Annotated in this window: 13 protein-coding genes and 2 pseudogenes; 2 read left to right on the plus strand and 13 right to left on the minus strand. The window is 63.5% G+C overall.

Annotated elements, in window-relative coordinates:
- Positions 1 to 106: 106 nt before the first annotated feature.
- The gene (locus E3O62_RS03290; protein WP_166786406.1) at positions 107 to 1,357 is read right to left on the minus strand and encodes an MFS transporter; all 1,251 of its coding nucleotides are present in this window, start codon (positions 1,355 to 1,357) and stop codon (positions 107 to 109) included.
- 283 nt (positions 1,358 to 1,640) lie between these two features.
- On the opposite strand from E3O62_RS03290, the gene E3O62_RS03295 reads away from it, so the two are divergent.
- Complete coding sequence (locus tag E3O62_RS03295; protein ID WP_134397534.1) at positions 1,641 to 3,071, plus strand: MFS transporter; 1,431 nt, start codon at positions 1,641 to 1,643, stop codon at positions 3,069 to 3,071.
- Between the two features lie 524 nt (positions 3,072 to 3,595).
- Positions 3,596 to 4,286, plus strand: a pseudogene (locus E3O62_RS17000) (IS110 family transposase); the annotation flags it as partial.
- On the opposite strand, the gene E3O62_RS03305 reads toward E3O62_RS17000, so the two are convergent.
- From E3O62_RS03305 to E3O62_RS17010, 12 genes and pseudogenes are all read right to left on the minus strand, one after another.
- Positions 4,286 to 5,599, minus strand: coding sequence for an MFS transporter (locus tag E3O62_RS03305; RefSeq protein WP_134397535.1), 1,314 nt, complete (start codon positions 5,597 to 5,599; stop codon positions 4,286 to 4,288). The pseudogene E3O62_RS17000 and the gene E3O62_RS03305 sit on opposite strands and share 1 nt — an antisense overlap.
- Before the next feature lie 53 nt (positions 5,600 to 5,652).
- Positions 5,653 to 6,192: a carboxymuconolactone decarboxylase family protein gene (locus E3O62_RS03310; protein ID WP_134397536.1), complete on the minus strand. Its 540-nt coding sequence runs from the start codon at positions 6,190 to 6,192 to the stop codon at positions 5,653 to 5,655.
- Between the two features lie 16 nt (positions 6,193 to 6,208).
- Complete coding sequence (locus E3O62_RS03315; RefSeq protein ID WP_134397537.1) at positions 6,209 to 7,063, minus strand: hypothetical protein; 855 nt, start codon at positions 7,061 to 7,063, stop codon at positions 6,209 to 6,211.
- Between the two features lie 453 nt (positions 7,064 to 7,516).
- Positions 7,517 to 7,825, minus strand: coding sequence for a metal-sensitive transcriptional regulator (locus tag E3O62_RS03320; RefSeq protein ID WP_134397538.1), 309 nt, complete (start codon positions 7,823 to 7,825; stop codon positions 7,517 to 7,519).
- A 44-nt stretch (positions 7,826 to 7,869) separates the two neighbouring features.
- A complete protein-coding gene (locus E3O62_RS17395; protein ID WP_370448877.1) occupies positions 7,870 to 8,517 on the minus strand; it encodes an HAD family hydrolase in 648 nt (215 codons plus the stop codon).
- 194 nt (positions 8,518 to 8,711) lie between these two features.
- Positions 8,712 to 9,920 carry an FAD-dependent oxidoreductase gene (locus tag E3O62_RS03330; protein ID WP_134397539.1) on the minus strand — a complete coding sequence of 403 codons (1,209 nt, stop codon included), beginning with the start codon at positions 9,918 to 9,920 and terminating at the stop codon, positions 8,712 to 8,714.
- An 89-nt stretch (positions 9,921 to 10,009) separates the two neighbouring features.
- Positions 10,010 to 10,267: a YHS domain-containing protein gene (locus E3O62_RS03335; protein WP_134397540.1), complete on the minus strand. Its 258-nt coding sequence runs from the start codon at positions 10,265 to 10,267 to the stop codon at positions 10,010 to 10,012.
- 164 nt (positions 10,268 to 10,431) lie between these two features.
- The gene (locus E3O62_RS03340) at positions 10,432 to 10,701 is read right to left on the minus strand and encodes a YHS domain-containing protein (RefSeq protein ID WP_134397541.1); all 270 of its coding nucleotides are present in this window, start codon (positions 10,699 to 10,701) and stop codon (positions 10,432 to 10,434) included.
- A 28-nt stretch (positions 10,702 to 10,729) separates the two neighbouring features.
- Positions 10,730 to 13,000 (minus strand): cation-translocating P-type ATPase, encoded by a 2,271-nt coding sequence (locus E3O62_RS03345; RefSeq protein WP_134397542.1) that lies wholly within the window; start codon positions 12,998 to 13,000, stop codon positions 10,730 to 10,732.
- 41 nt (positions 13,001 to 13,041) lie between these two features.
- Positions 13,042 to 13,848, minus strand: a complete 807-nt coding sequence (locus tag E3O62_RS03350) for a hypothetical protein (protein ID WP_241973289.1) — start codon at positions 13,846 to 13,848, stop codon at positions 13,042 to 13,044.
- Positions 13,849 to 14,006: 158 nt separating this feature from the next.
- Positions 14,007 to 14,219: a heavy-metal-associated domain-containing protein gene (locus E3O62_RS03355; RefSeq protein WP_134397544.1), complete on the minus strand. Its 213-nt coding sequence runs from the start codon at positions 14,217 to 14,219 to the stop codon at positions 14,007 to 14,009.
- A 165-nt stretch (positions 14,220 to 14,384) separates the two neighbouring features.
- Positions 14,385 to 14,537, minus strand: a pseudogene (locus E3O62_RS17010) (IS110 family transposase); the annotation flags it as partial.
- Positions 14,538 to 15,106: the final 569 nt, after the last annotated feature.

Here is a 15,106-nt window from a genome sequence, read left to right on the forward strand (position 1 = left end):
AGCCAGTGGCCCCCGACCGCGCGACCGTGTGGCTCCCAAAGGCAATACCGGTGGCCCCCGAAGGCAATATTCACTGGCCCCCAAACCCGCAAATACTCAGCCATCGTCAGGACGGCACAGGCTCATGCTGCACACGTTGTGCCGGCGGAATTGAGCGCGGTAAGCGGCGGACAGTGGGGACCGAAAGTACGACCAGCGCTACGACCACCGCCGCACCTGACATGACTAACAGGGCACGTTCCACTCCCAGTGTGGCGCCAGTGACGGCGGCAACGACGTTTCCGAGAGGGATCATGCCGGTACTGGCCAGGTAGTCGTAGCTTGAAACTCGCGAAATCGCTGCGGACGGAACGTGCTCCTGAAGGCTCGTCTCCCACAGGGTGAAGCACAGAGTCACACAAACCCCCGTGATGAGTTCCAGGCCAGCGACAGCCCATAACTCCAGACCGCTCCCGATAATCGCGGCCTGGCATGACGCTCCCACGAGAGCGAATGCAGCCACTCGCAGCGCGAACCGAGGACGCCACCTTAAAAGAATGAAATCGCCGATGAGCGACCCGACACCGAAGGCCACAACGATTGTCGCCCAGCCCGACGCACCACCGAACTCTGATTCCGACAGAACGGGCCCCAATACAAAGATGGCAGGCAAAACGAAAAGGGAATAGGCAGTCCAACCCCCGAGGAACGCGATAATCCACGACCGACTTCGAACTTCGGCCCACCCATGACGAAGGCTTCGAAAGAACGGCTCCGACCCGGCGCCAGCACCTGCCCGCTTCGAAGCCGCCCCTGTCTGGCGAAGCCGGAGGAAACAGAAAATCGAGACCGCAAACGTGAACGCGTCGAAAAGGAATGCACCTCCTGGGCCAAGTAACGCGACCAACACTGCACCAAGTGCCGGCCCGGCAATGGCACTGACCGAGAACGTTGCCCCGCGCAACGCGTTCGCTTGTTGAAGGTTGCGGGCTGAGACTACGGCCGGAAGAAGCCCTGCGAACGCAGGAGTGAAGAAGGCGTCAGCGGCCCCGTATAAGGCAGCAATGCCAACGAGGTGCACGACAGTCGCGTGGCCCGAAAGTAGCAAAAATGCGGCTGCAACCTGACAAAGCATTCGGATGACGTCCGAGATGATGATCAGCCTCCGGCGGTCGAAGCGATCGGCCCAAACGCCGGCGGGGAGAGCGAGCAGCACAAACGGGATGAATTGCGTTGCAGATACGATCGCGACCTGGCCCATATCGCCGCCGACGGCCAACACGGCGAATGGCAGGACCAACGCGGTGACTCGGTCGCCAAGGACGGACAGCAATTGGCCGAGGAACAATAGCCGGAACTGCGGTTCTTCCCGCAGCACAGCAGGCAATCGCAAACTTCGCGGGAGCACGTTTGCAGCAGGCATGTCTCAGTGGCTTCCGTGTTCTTGGGGATGCACGCGGCACCCGATTCGTGCCCGTCATCATGACGGTGGCGCTGTCGGGACGCCCCCGAACCATATCTTCGCTGCGATTTCAACATCCGCTGGGAGATCCGGGCCGGATCTCGCCGCATCGGAACGTCACATTGACAATGATACCCCCCTGGGGTATAGATTATACCCCTACCGGGTATGGGCCCGGTCCAATTCTAAGGAGTTTTTTATGAGTTCGCTTAATGACCGCAAAAGCGGTCGGCGCTGGTTGGGCTTGGCTCTCATCGCCGCAGCTCAATTCGTGGTCATCATGGACACGTCGATTATCGGCGTCGCATTACCGGACATCCAACGTGAACTCGGGTTCACCCCCGAGTCACTGTCTTGGGTGTTCAACGCCTATGTCGTGGCCTTCGGAGGGCTGCTACTGCTCGGCGGGCGACTATCCGACCTCCTTGGCGCACGAAAGGTCTTCATTGGAGGCTGGGTGGCACTGCTCATCGGCTCCGTCATGGCCGGAGCCGCCGGAACAGTCGCCTTCGAGATCGCGGGTCGAGCCGTGCAGGGAGTGGGTGCGGCACTGATCGCCCCCGCCGCACTCACCTTGCTGATGACACTCTTCGGCGGAACACGTGACCTCCCGAAGGCCTTCGCGATCTATGGTGCAGCCGCCCCGATCGGAGGAACAGCTGGTGTGTTCCTCGGCGGAGTGCTCACTGAATATGCCAGCTGGCCGTGGGTCTTCTACATCACCATTCCCATCGCTCTCCTCGTCATCGTCGCGGCACCGTTCGCGCTGCCGGCTATACCGGCACGCAGCGGGTCAATTGACGTCGGCGGAGCAGTAACCGGAACTCTCGGACTTACGGCACTGGTCTATGGGATCGTTCGCGCCCCAGAGGCCGGGTGGGCCGCAACTGAAACGTTGACCGCGCTGATCGCCGGCGTCGTGCTGCTGCTTCTGTTCTTCGTCATCCAATCCCGCAGTCGACAGCCCCTCCTCCGGCTCGGCATCTTCAGGGCGCCACAGCTCGGCGCTGCGAACATCGCACAATTGCTTCTCGGCGCATCGTGGATTCCCATGTGGTTCTTCCTGAATCTCTACCTTCAGCAGGTTCTGGGAGCGGGAGCATTTGCATCTGGTGCCGCACTGCTGCCGATGACCGCCTTGATCGTGGTCGGCATGATCGCACTCGCGCCTCGGCTCCAGGCTCGATTTGGGGCCAAATCGATGATTGTCAGCGGTCTGCTCCTTCTGAGCGCGGGCCTCGGCTGGCTGGCATTTGTCCGGCCAGACGGCAATTATGCGGTAGATGTGCTTCCGGCTACTCTCGTGGCTGCGCTGGGGATGGCGCTTGCCTTCGTCCCGTCGCTCGGAACGGCCATCTCCAGTGCACGGCCCGAGGAGACGGGCACGGCCGCCGGACTGGTCAATACCAGCTACCAGATCGGTTCGGCAGTCGGGCTCGCTGCACTCACGGCGGTAGCGGCCGCGTTTACGGGTGCCGCGGGCGACGCGTCTGCACTCACAGATGGCTACTCCGCCGCATTCGTGGGAGCAGCGATTATCGCCGTCGCGGGGGCTCTTGTGGTCGCGGTTGCCCTCCGGCCCGCACCTAACGCAGTCCAAGAGCCTGCGGTGGCGCAGGCGGTGGCCTAGAAACCGACCGGTGGGGCATGGCGCATGGCGCCATGCCCCACCGGTCCGCGCCCACACCCGCTACAAGCGAATCCCCATCTACACAGTGTGGCGACCTCAGTCGGGGCCCTTGAAGGCGGCCAGGGAATTATTTGGGCAGCGGCACCCACACTCCGCCAACCTTCAACCCTTCCCCGCAGCCCTGCCATGTACACGTCTTCATCAGCTCGATTCTTGTCGCGCGGTGTCCGCGGACAGGCCGATCGACCGGACGCTTCCCAGTTCGTAGCCGCAGCCCGCGATGGGGGCCCAAGTCAACCGCCGACCTCTGCGAGGACTTCCGATGGGCCTGCACCCAGGGACCCGCTGGGTCGAGCTCCACCTGGCGACCGTGTCCCGAGTGACCGCCGACAGGGGTTGGACCAAGACCCGTCCTGAGCCGTTCGCAACGTGGATGCCGGGACTTGATGCACGGTTCAGGCCTACGAACGCGGAACCTGGAGCCTGGAGCCTGGAACCTGGAACCCGGAACCTGGCGTTCCTGAATCAACTGCGACAGCGTTGGCGTCCTTATCGGTGCCGAACTTGGTAAGGGCGAGCACCACGCAGGCGCCCTTAACCGGACCGGGAAGGTGCTCCTCGACAAAGCATTGCCGAACGAGTAAGCCAAACTGCGGGCCCTGACCGGGAAGCTAAAACAATGAGGCCAGATCCTGTTCGTGGCGGCTCAGCCCGCGGCGATCGGCGCTCTGTCGATCGCAGTCCCCAATCCGAGGACGTGCTCGTGGGCGATTGCCCAGCCTGGCCATTCGGCGAATCGCTGACCTGCATGCAGGCGAGGCGAAGACCGATACCGGCGGCGCGGCGTTCATCGCCCAAGGCGAACGCTCCCGCACGCTGCGATCGGTTCCGTTCGCCAACCAGCAGGTTGCGGACCTCTCGATGCTCTGCGGATTCGACGATGACGTCGTCGGCCAGATCACTGCGACGAGCAACCGAATCCGCAGGCTCCTGGCCCAGGTCCACCCGCCGTTGGAGCGCGTCCTCGGCCGCACCTGGACCACCCCGCAGTGCTGGACCTTCTGCGGATACCCGTCACCGGCCTCCAGGAAAGGAGCCGGCACGGTTCGGCTCGGCAACCGCCTAGTCAAGCTCGCTCCCCGGATGAGCCGCCGCCTGGCAGAGCAGATCGCCACTGCCCTGGGCGAGCAGACCGTGTTCGTGGTCGGCACCAATCAGCTCACGTGCGCGACGGCGCACTGGCACTCAGCCAGGGTACCCGCCGCGATCCCGGTGTCCGAGGTGGCCGAGGTGTCCCAGGCTTCTCCCACAAGAGGCTCGCTTAGCGGGACAAATGAGTCACAGTGCGGCCACAGGAAACGGGCTGCTGCTGCGCCCACGATAGCGAGGATCGCCAAGACAGACCACGTGGCGGTGAAGCCCAGATTCGTGCCCATCCATCCTGCGATGGGATAGGTGATGAGCCAGGCAAGGTGGGAAAGTGAGAACTGGGCGGCGAAGACCTCAGGTATTTCGTTTGGTTGCACTGAACCGCGAAGCACCCGGCCTGTCGGTGTGACGATCAATGCCATTCCGGCTCCGACTACAAACCAGATCATCGCTGTGCCAACCCAACCGAGCTCCCCTGTGGCGGCGAGTGACGCTGCCGCGATTGTACCGGCAACGAGCACCACAGCACCGGTCATCATGACGGTGCGGTCGGACACCCGGTCCAGAACGCGCGGGAGCGCAAGCGCTGCCAGCAGCGTTCCACCCCCGGACGCAGCAAGCATCCAGGCTACGTCCACCTGCGAGCCGCCCAGTGCGTCACGGACGTGGTTGACGGTGTTGACAATGACGATGGACCCGGCGGTCGCGACAACGAGGTTCAGTGCCATTACGCCGCGTAGCCGAGGTGTACGGAAAAATGTCTTGATCCCTGCACTGGCCCGATCCCACGCCTTGGCGTGGGCGCTGGGGTGCGCATTGGGGATACGGGTCGAAAGAACGAGAACAGCAGAGAGGACGAAGCCCACGGCGGTGCCAAGAAACAGCCCGTTGAAAGTCATGAAACTCAACGCGACTGCCGCCAGCACCGGGCTGAGCAGGCTCTCCATGGTGTACGCGACCTGGGACGCTGATAAGGCACGCGTGTACTGCGCCTTGTCTGACACGATGTCGGGGATCACGGCCTGGAACGTTGGTGTGAATGCAGCGGACGCAGTCTGGAGTACGCCGATCAGGACGTAGATATGCCAAATCTCGGTGATAAACGGCAGCGCGAGAACTACAGCGGCGCGTACCACGTCCAGCCCGACAAGGAACATTCGCCGGGGCAATCGATCGACGTATGCGGCGGCGAGCGGCGCGATCATCACATACATGACCATCTTGATGGTGAGCGCGGTACCGAGGACCAGGCCTGCACTCGGCCCGGCGAGGTCATAGGCAAGTAGTCCGAGCGCCACAGTAGTTAACCCGGTGCCAAACAGCGCGATGATTTGGGCACTGAAGAGGTGACGGTAATCGCGTATCGCGAACAAGCGCATGGTTCTGCCCTCATGTCTGATTGGTTAGTCAGGAACTCCACCGCGCGGAGAAGTCAGCGAAGTGGCGTTGGTTCGATCCGGCGCGGGGTCAGGCCAGCAAGGAGGTTAAATGCACCAGTAAGAATGTTCAACGAGACGACGCCCACGACGTCCGCAATTTCACGGTCGTTGAATCCGTAGTCACGCAATCCATTGATCTGTGCATCGGTGATGGCCGTCGGCTCACGGTAAACCTTGAGTGCGAGGTCGATGATCGCAGCTATCGAGGGATCGACGGAGCCTCCCGCCCGAGCCCTCTGGATCTCGCCTTCGTCGATTCCGAGCGAGCGGGCGGTGTCAATGTGGGAATTGAGGCATAGTCCGCATCCCTGCTGCACTTGGACCGCAATTGAAATGCGTTCGCATATCTTGCGACTGAGCTTGGTCCGCCTCATGGCGCGGCTGAGTTGGAGGTAGCCGCTGAGAAGGGCCGGTGAATGTGCCATTGCTGAGACCATGGAGCCCACACGGCCATGTTTAGAGACCAGGTCGGACAGCAGGTCGCGCGAAGCACCAACGGCTGTGCTCGGCGTTAGTAGGGAAAGTCGTGGCACGATAATTCCTTGCGGATTAGATCGGCTGCTGCGGAGGAAAATCAGTGGTGTGGTCGTCCACTTGGCCGACGCTTGTTAGCGGCGCTGCGGACGGCTTCGACCCCGTGACGGCCCTAGCCGCCTCCACAGTGAAATGAGCGCTGTGCACGATTCCTTCATGCTGGAAATCCAGGTGCACGCGATAGCGACCGGCGGAGGGGGCAGTTGCGAAGAAGGAGATTTCCGGCCCCGGCTTAGTGATGCCGTCACCGGGTTCGCCCTGCGGGTGAACGTGCAGATAGGCAAGGTCTCCCGAGCGCAGCGCGACCAAGTGTCCGTATGAGCCGAGATAGGGCTCCAACGTGTTGACGGGCTGCGTTTCGAGCGTGACGTTGAAGGTAAGTTCACTGGGAGTACCGGCCGAGAGCCCTCCAAATAGGGTTACCGTGTACGCACCAGCGCGTACGATCCGGAGCGCGTCGGGGACTGCCTGCGGGTCGTAAGTGCCGGCAACCGAGGCGTCGATGCCCAACGTCATGGGTTCACGACGGGGCGGCTGGAAGTCCGCGAAGAACCGCCAGTCCCCGGGGACTAAGACCAGGTCAGCGGCCCAAGTGCCGAACTCATCCATTACGGGATGCACGTGTTGGAAACCGGTCATGTCGCGCCGGATGGCGATGAAGTGCAACCACTTCTCATGCAGCGGCACGAATTCAGTCAATACACCACCGTCGGGGCCGACCACCATGAAGACCACCTTCGTCCGACCGCTCATGAGGATGGTCGAGTGCAGGACAAGGGTGTACCCGTATTGAGAGACCAGTAGGCCTCCTGGTTCGACCGCGCCATGTCCGGCGTGGCTGAGATCCCCGTGGTTTTCCTGGCTGTTCATCGTGTCTCCATTCCATCTAATACCGAATCCCGGACCGATTGACCCGAACCGTCAGGCAAAGGCTGCTCCTATGCCCATCCCATCGAGCAACTATCCGTTACGGCACCATATAGAACACCCTACCCGGGTAGGGTATTGCAAATCAAGACTTGCGTGTCCAGAGAGCGTGCACTCGACGAGGCGTGGTGGATGGTCGTTGCACGGTTTGCGGGCTCGAGCGGGTCGATGGACCGGTCCGCGTCATCGCTTCACTGATGCGCAGTCGTGGCTAAACGAGTGGAGCATTTACAGACGCCCCACTGCAGCTGTAGCGAAGCTGATGGCCGAACTCTCTTAGCGCATGAAAAGCACCTCCGATCAGTGAGGACAGGGAACCGTTGACGCCTTTGGTCCGTGCAGCGCGATTGTGCGTGTTTGTCGCCGCGACCGCGTAGCCAATGCGTGAAAGTCCCCTTAGGAGCGTACAAGTCGGGCGACCGCGTCGCTAGCCTCCTTGATCTTCATCTCCGCACCAGGGCCATCTAGGCGAGCCGCATCGAGCACACAGTGTTTGAGGTGGTCATCGAGGAGGCTGACGGCGACAACCCGCAGAGCGCTGGTGAGGGCGCTGATCTGGGTCAGGATGTCGATGCAGTATTTCTCTTCGTCTACCATCTTGGAGATTCCGCGGGCCTGCCCTTCTACACGCTTGAGGCGTTTCAGGTAGTCGTCCTTGTCGGTGAGGTATCCGTGATGGGGCATCGATACGGTTGGAGTGGGCATTTGATCGGTTCCTTCGGTTCAGCGCTGCAAAACAGCGGGCTGGTTTAGGACGGGCGGGGGCGTAGCAGTCGGGCGTGGAGTGCGACCACGACAACAGACAGGGGGGACATCAGGTTCTCGCCGACCGACATTGGCAGCAAGGACTCTACTTGGTCGAGCGCAGGCGCTGCAAGCGGCACGGCGATGATATTAGGACCCGGCGTCCACCTGAGGCACGGCCTCATCTTGTGGCAGGAACGGCGGGATAGCCGGATCGGCGAGCACGCTTCGGGGATCGGAACCGGCGAGAATATCCCCAGCTGGCTCGATGGCGAAGTCCGCGCCGGCGCTGATCGGGATGCCGAATTCGGCCTGCGCCGGGGCGGGGGCGTCGTTGGTACCGTCGCCGACCACGGCGACCGTGCGGCCTTCTGCAACGTCTCGACTTTCAAGAACTTGCGCCCCGGAGCCATCTGGCCGAAGACGCGGTCGATGCCCAGCTCAGTGCCAACCACGTTTGCAACGATCAATTGCTTGTCGTCCGCGGCGCGGACGATCGACTTGGCAAGGGGATGCTCGCTGTCGCCTTCTGCGGCTGCGGCGATCGCAAGGATCGGATCCGCCTCGACGGCGCCGAACGATTCCACTGCGATGACCGTCGGCTCCCCCGTGGTCAGAGTACCGGTCATATCGAACAGAACGGCGTCACCCATGTCTGGCATGATCGCCCGGGGCTCACCATATCTGTAGGCCACCCGGTGAACGCGATAGGTGTCGTGCTCAGTCGTCGGCGTGCTTTCGCTGGTGACGCTCCCAGTATGCCCGTGAGCAGTCGGTGGCTCGGGAATTTGTGACTGCATGATCACCGTGGTGTGCGTCGGGTCATCATGGGATCACGTCCGTGTGACTAGCGTTTCGTCGATTCTGGCGCAACCGAGGTGCGCGACGCGACGAGTTCGGCAGCCTCACCGACAGGGTCGAAGGTGGCGTGAAGCCTCGGCATCCAACTAAACACCGACGGGACTGCGTCCATTCCAATGACTCCGATTGGAACGCCGTTGTGTTCGTTGACAACGACAAGTGGGTCTGCAGACTCGACGCGCATCGACACGCCCGTGCCGGTGAGCCCAGCCCCGGCGACCATCGAACCGCTCATCACGGCAGTGAATGAGGCGCGGGGCCTGTACCGGCCGGGATCCGCGCCCACGCCCAGGTCCGCCAAAATAGCGCGCGCTGCGTGCTCACCCTGTGCTACCGCTTCAGCCCAGTGGTCGATGCGCCACGTTCCCAGCAGATCGTCGTGGTGGTTCGCCGCCCCTCCCGCCGCGTACACCCCGACTTCGGCCGCCCGCAGCGTTTCGTCGACCCCGACGCCCTCATTCCAGGGGGCTGGCGCCTCGGGAGTCGTACCGTGCGCCACGACGAACAAGTCCGCTTCAAGGGAGGAACCGTCGTCGAGCTGGATGCTGAGTTCGGCGCCATCGAGGCGAATGCTAATGGGGGCTCGCCCGAAGGCCGTGGCGAGGTGAGCGCGGTGTGCGTCCGCCAGGCGGCCTGCAAGTTCTTGACCGAAAACTGTGACACCAGGAAGAGACGAACGGGCGAGCAGGGTGACGTGATGGCCCTTCTCCCGCAGCAGCGTCGCCGTCTCGCCAGCGACCAGTCCTGCTCCTGAGATGACGATCCGGCCAGGGCGGCCAACCGCGGCCAACGCATCTCTGACCCGGATGGCGTCGGCGACCGAATGCAGCGTGGTGAGTCTCCCAGCCGCGGCGGCATCATCGGCGCCCGGGATGGGGAGTCCACGCGGGATACTTCCCGTGGCGACGAGTAGCGCGTCGTATCCGGCAGACACCCCCGAAGCCAGGTACACCCGGCGTTCGGCGGTTTCGATTCGGATCGCGGTGTCGAGGAGAGCATTCACCCCGGGAAGGGCGGTCTGCTCAGGAGTGAGGAGCCCGACCGCAATTCCTTTGGTCACCAGCGTGCGATTGTAGGGCGTCTCGCCGGTGCGGCCGACAAGGGTGACGGTGATCGCAGTCGCCGAGGCGAACACCCTTGCAGCGGCGGTACCGGCAGCGCCGGCGCCGATGACCAGGACATGGGGGTGGGACATCAAATTGTCGCCTTTCACGGGAGAGGACGCGGCATAACGCGAAAGGGGCTCGCGAAGGCAATCTGCGCGAGCCCCTCGAGGTCGAACTTTCAGGCGACGCTTGCGTACTTCGCCGGGTCGACGTCGAACAGCGGACCGCAGGCGGCGCAGCAGAACCAGTAGCGTCCGCCCTCATAGTCGCGGTAGAGGCCCTGTGCCTCGGCGACGCTCTTGACGACGGGGGTGCCCGCCATCACGAGGCAGAGGGCGAGATCCTCGCTGGCTGTGTCAGCGGGAGCGGCATGGTGACCGGAACAGGTACTGCTCGTCACTGCAGCATCGGTTTTGGGGCTGTTGTTCATAGTCATGGTGAGAGATTTCCTTTTGTGATGATGAAGCGGTCGTCCGGCAGCTTCCGACGTTCGGCGGCAAGGGCCTCATAACGTGAGGCTCCAATAGTACCAGCCTATACCGGGTAGGGGTATACGACGCACCCGGGGCGCCGCATTGCGGCACCCCGGGGTAAATCGATTCAGGCTGCGTATTTGGCCGGGTCGGCGTCGAAAGCTGGGCCGCACCCGGCGCAGCAGAACCAGTAGCGATTGCCCTCGAAGTCACGGTAGAGGCCCGCGACCTCCGCTGATTCCTTCTTGGCCGTCCCGCCCATGACGGGGCAGATTGCGGCCTCTTCACCCGCGACCGCCAGGAGGTTCTGGCGGCCGGTGTCTGCAATCTCCGGGCTCGGTGCCGTGGTGCTGCAACAGCTAGACGATGCTGCGGCGGGGTGGTTGATTCTGATCATGGTGCCTTCTTTCGGGTGGTGGGGGGTGTCATGGGGTTGCGTTGCTTTTGAAACTGCGTAGCCGGAGGCTGTTGCCGACGACGAAAACGCTGGACATTGCCATTGCAGCGCCGGCAAGCATCGGGTTCAGCAGTCCGAGAGCAGCGATCGGAACGGCGGCCACGTTGTAGGCGAAAGCCCAGAACAGGTTCGATTTGATCGTGCTCAGGGTCTTCCTGGACAGTCGGATCGCGTCGGCTGCGCTGCGCAGATCGCCACGGACGAGGGTGATGTCGGAGGCTTCGATCGCCACGTCGGTGCCGGTACCCATCGCCAGACCCAGGTCAGCCTGCGCGAGGGCTGGAGCGTCGTTGACGCCGTCGCCGACCATCGCGACGATCTTCCCCTCACTCTGCAGGCGGGTGATGACGTCGACCTTGTCCTTGGGCAGCACCTCGGCGAAGACGGTGTCGATTCCGACCTCGGCGGCGATCCGACGGGCCACTGCCTCGTTGTCGCCCGTGAGCAGCACGGGCGTCAGCCCCAGCGCCTTCAGCTGTGCGATCGCCTCGGCGCTGGTTGACTTGACCGTGTCGGCCACGATGAGGATGCCGCGCGCGGCACCGTCCCACCCCACGGCCACGACGGTCTTGCCCTCATTCTCGGCACGCGCTTTGGCGAAGGCCACTTCCGAGCTCAGCTCGATTGACCATTCGGCGAGCAGCGACTCGCGCCCGACGACAAGCGCGTGACCTTCGACGATGCCCTGCACGCCCTTGCCCTCGATATTCGCGAAGCCCTCGACTGCCGGCAGCGTGCCGACCTCCTGAGTGGCGCCCTTAGCAATGGCCTGGGCAATCGGGTGCTCTGAGGCATCCTCAAGCGCACCAGCCAGCCGCAGGAGCTCGCCACGGTCGGTGCCGGGCTCCACGACGACGTCAACCAAACTCATCTTGCCGGTCGTAACCGTGCCGGTCTTGTCCAGAACGACCGTGTCGACCTTGCGAGTGGACTCCAGCACCTCCGGACCCTTGATCAGAATGCCCATCTGCGCCCCCCGACCGGTGCCGACCAGCAGAGCGGTCGGAGTGGCAAGCCCAAGTGCGCACGGGCAGGCGATCACGAGAACCGCGACCGCGGCCGTGAACGCGGCGGCGACGGGGAACCCAGCGCCCAGCCAGGCAGCCAGCGCCGCCACGGCGATGACGATCACGATCGGCACGAACACGCCGGAGATCCGATCGGCCAAACGCTGAGCCTGGGCCTTTCCTGTCTGGGCGTCCTCCACGAGCCGCGCCATCTGCGCCAGCTGCGTGTCGGATCCGACCCGGGTGGCACGGACAACCAAGCGCCCGCCGACGTTAACGGTGGCGCCGGTGACGGCGTCACCTGCGGCGACCTCGACCGGGACGGACTCGCCGGTGAGCATCGACGCATCCACTGCGGAAGTGCCAGAAACCACGACGCCGTCGGTGGCAATCTTCTCCCCCGGGCGGACCACGAACTCGTCGCCGGCCAGGAGTTCGTCGACGGCGATCTTCGTTTCGACTCCGCCGCGCAGCACCGACACGTCCTTCGTTCCAAGCTCCAGCAGGGCACGAAGCGCGGCGCCCGCCTGTCGCTTGGATCGCTTCTCGAAGTAGCGTCCGGCCAGGATGAACATGGTCACACCAGCGGCCACCTCCAAGTAGATGTTCGCTGCACCGTCCGAAGGAGCGAGGGTGAGTGCGAACGGGTGCGTCATGCCGGGAACGCCAGCAGTGCCGAGGAACAGCGCGTAGAGCGACCAGGCGAACGCCGCCGTGGTACCCATCGAAATGAGCGTGTCCATCGTGGCCGTGCCATGTTTGAGGTTCGCCCAAGCAGCCTTGTGGAACGGCCATGCAGCCCACACGATCACCGGCGCGGCCAACGCAAGAGACGCCCACTGCCAATACACGAACTGAAGTGCGGGGATCATCGCCATGGCAATGACCGGCACAGTCAGCGCGATCGAGACGACGAGACGATTGCGCAGCGACGTCAGCTCGGGGTCCGCGTCATCCGCACCCTCGCCGCCTGCGGCGCCCTTTGCCTTCTTCACCGCCGGGAGCGCGGCCGTATAACCGGTCTTCTCCACTTCAGCGATCAGTAGTGCCGTGTCGTATCCACCGGGGACGGTGATCCTGGCCTTCTCTGTCGCGTAGTTGACGGTCGCGGCGACTCCGTCAAGCTTGTTGAGCTTCTTCTCGATCCGCATCGCGCACGACGCGCAAGTCATCCCGCCAATCTCGAGTTCGACGCTGGTATCCGCAGCGTTGGCGGCAGTTGCAGTGCTCATGGGGTTCCTTCTTCTTTCACGTCTCTGGGAGCGGTTGACAGTCAGTGACCGTCGGAGCCGCTCTCCCCGTGGGGTTGAGTGGGCTCGTCGCCATTCTGATAGGTTGCGTCAACCGCAAACTTGGCGGTGTGAACCTGCCCATCGACCTTGAAGTCGAGATAGAGCAGGTAGCGGCCAGCGGTGGGGGCCTCGGCGAAGAACGTGATCTCCGGGCCCGCCGTCTCACCGGCCTTGGGCTCATCGCCCTCGGCGTGGACATGGAGGTAGGCGAGGTCCCCGCCACGCAGCGCGACCAAGTGGCCGAATGCGCCCAGGTAGGGCTCCAACACAGTGACCGGCTCCCCCTCGCGGGAGACGCTGAGTGTCAGCTCCGACGCGGATCCAGCGGCCAGGGTCCCGTCGACGGTCACCTCGTACCCGTCGACCGAAACGGTCGTGTTCGGCTCGGTGACCGGGGCCGGAGCGATCTCACCAGCAACGTCGATCGTGCGAGTCAGAGTCACCTTGTCAGGCCCATCTTCGACCGCGGGCGCGAAGTCGGCGTACACCCGGTAACTGCCCGCCTCGGCCCACTCCCAGGGCAGCGACCAGAAGCCGGTGTGGTCATCGAGAGTCGGGTGGACGTGCCGGTATTCGGTTCCGTCCGAGCGCACAACAATCAGGTGCAGGTCTTTCTCGTGCGAGTTCTTGTACGCCGTCAACGGCGCGCCTTGCTCATCAGCGATCTGAAAGCTCAACTCGCCGGCCTCGTCGACGGACGTTGGCGCACTCACCTGGGATAGTGCGTACCCGTAGGCTGAGAGGGAAACGCCCGGAAGCGTCACCGCGGCGACTTCATCTGCAGCCATGGCGGGCTTCTCATGCCCGCCCGTCGCGTGGCCGCCTGAAGCTTCGCCCTTCCAGTCCGTCACGACACTGTCGGGGACGACCGCGGCTGCGATGGCGAACGCTCCAGCGAAGGCGACTACCAACCCTGCTGCGTAGAGACTCAGTCGTCCGGCGCCGTTCATAAGGAACGCACCGCCGAGTAGCCGGCCTCGTCCACTGCGGCAAGGACCACTGCGTCGTCAATCGAGCTGGCGGAGGACACGATGAGCTTGCCGGTCTGCGCGCTGACCTGAATTTCTTCGACGCCCGGTATTTGGCTGACTTCCTCACGGATCGACAGCTCGCAGTGGCCGCATGTCATTCCCGTGACTTGGTACTCAGTCGTAGACATATTTATCCTTTCGGTGGATACCCCCGGTGGGTATTCCATAATGATAACCCCTACCCCGCTGGGGTATTCCCTTCGTCGAGAATTCGAGCGACCGATCGACCCGGGCGGGCCCCGTCACGGTGGCCTGTCGGGTGTTGCGCTTCTCTACAGGCGTCCTGCAAGTGGAAGCACAAACAGCACCTGCCCCTGCTGCTTCAGCTTCCCGATCAGGTCCCTCCGTTTGGCTTCCTCTGTCGGCAGGGCCTTAACGACGAGCACCTTCCCAGCCCGGAACAGGGCGACTGCGTGGTGCTCGCCCTTGCCAACTTCAACGCCGATGTCTCGGCATCCACGTTACGAACGGCCTGGGACAAGTCCCGGTTCAGCCCCTTACCAGGGATCACCAGATACCGGTCAAACCCGGTGACAACACCCTCCGGCCCGGCATGCCGGGCCTGACAGGCCAACACCCTCAAACAGCGGCCGGAGGCCGTCGCGCAGCGATCGCGAAGCGACGCTTGAGGCGGGAGAATTCGACCCCGTAGTCTGCACGGGCCTCACGGGCGATTGCCAAGGAGACAGTGGCGGCTAAGCCGCCTCCGACAGTGCGTTCTATGGCCAAGCGGTGGTCGCGGCCCCCGCGGGGCCGGCGCGGAAGTCTCCATCACCGCCCAGATGGACCCCGTGACACGCTTGATCGTTCGATACTCACAGGTTCTTCACCAACCGGCCGTCATGGTCGAAAAGCCCGGAAGTCGAGCATCGATTCCTCGACGGCGAGAACCGACCAGGTGCCTCCGTCTGCATCGGTGAACGCGTAGGCGGGGACCACCAGGACGCTCCCGTCCGGCTGCCACTGGCTGGTGAGACCGAGCTGTGCGCTAACGATCTCGACCTTGTTCACCGGC

The organism is Cryobacterium sp. TMT2-15-1, assembly GCF_004402345.1.
GTDB classification, from domain to species: Bacteria; Actinomycetota; Actinomycetes; order Actinomycetales; family Microbacteriaceae; genus Cryobacterium; species Cryobacterium sandaracinum.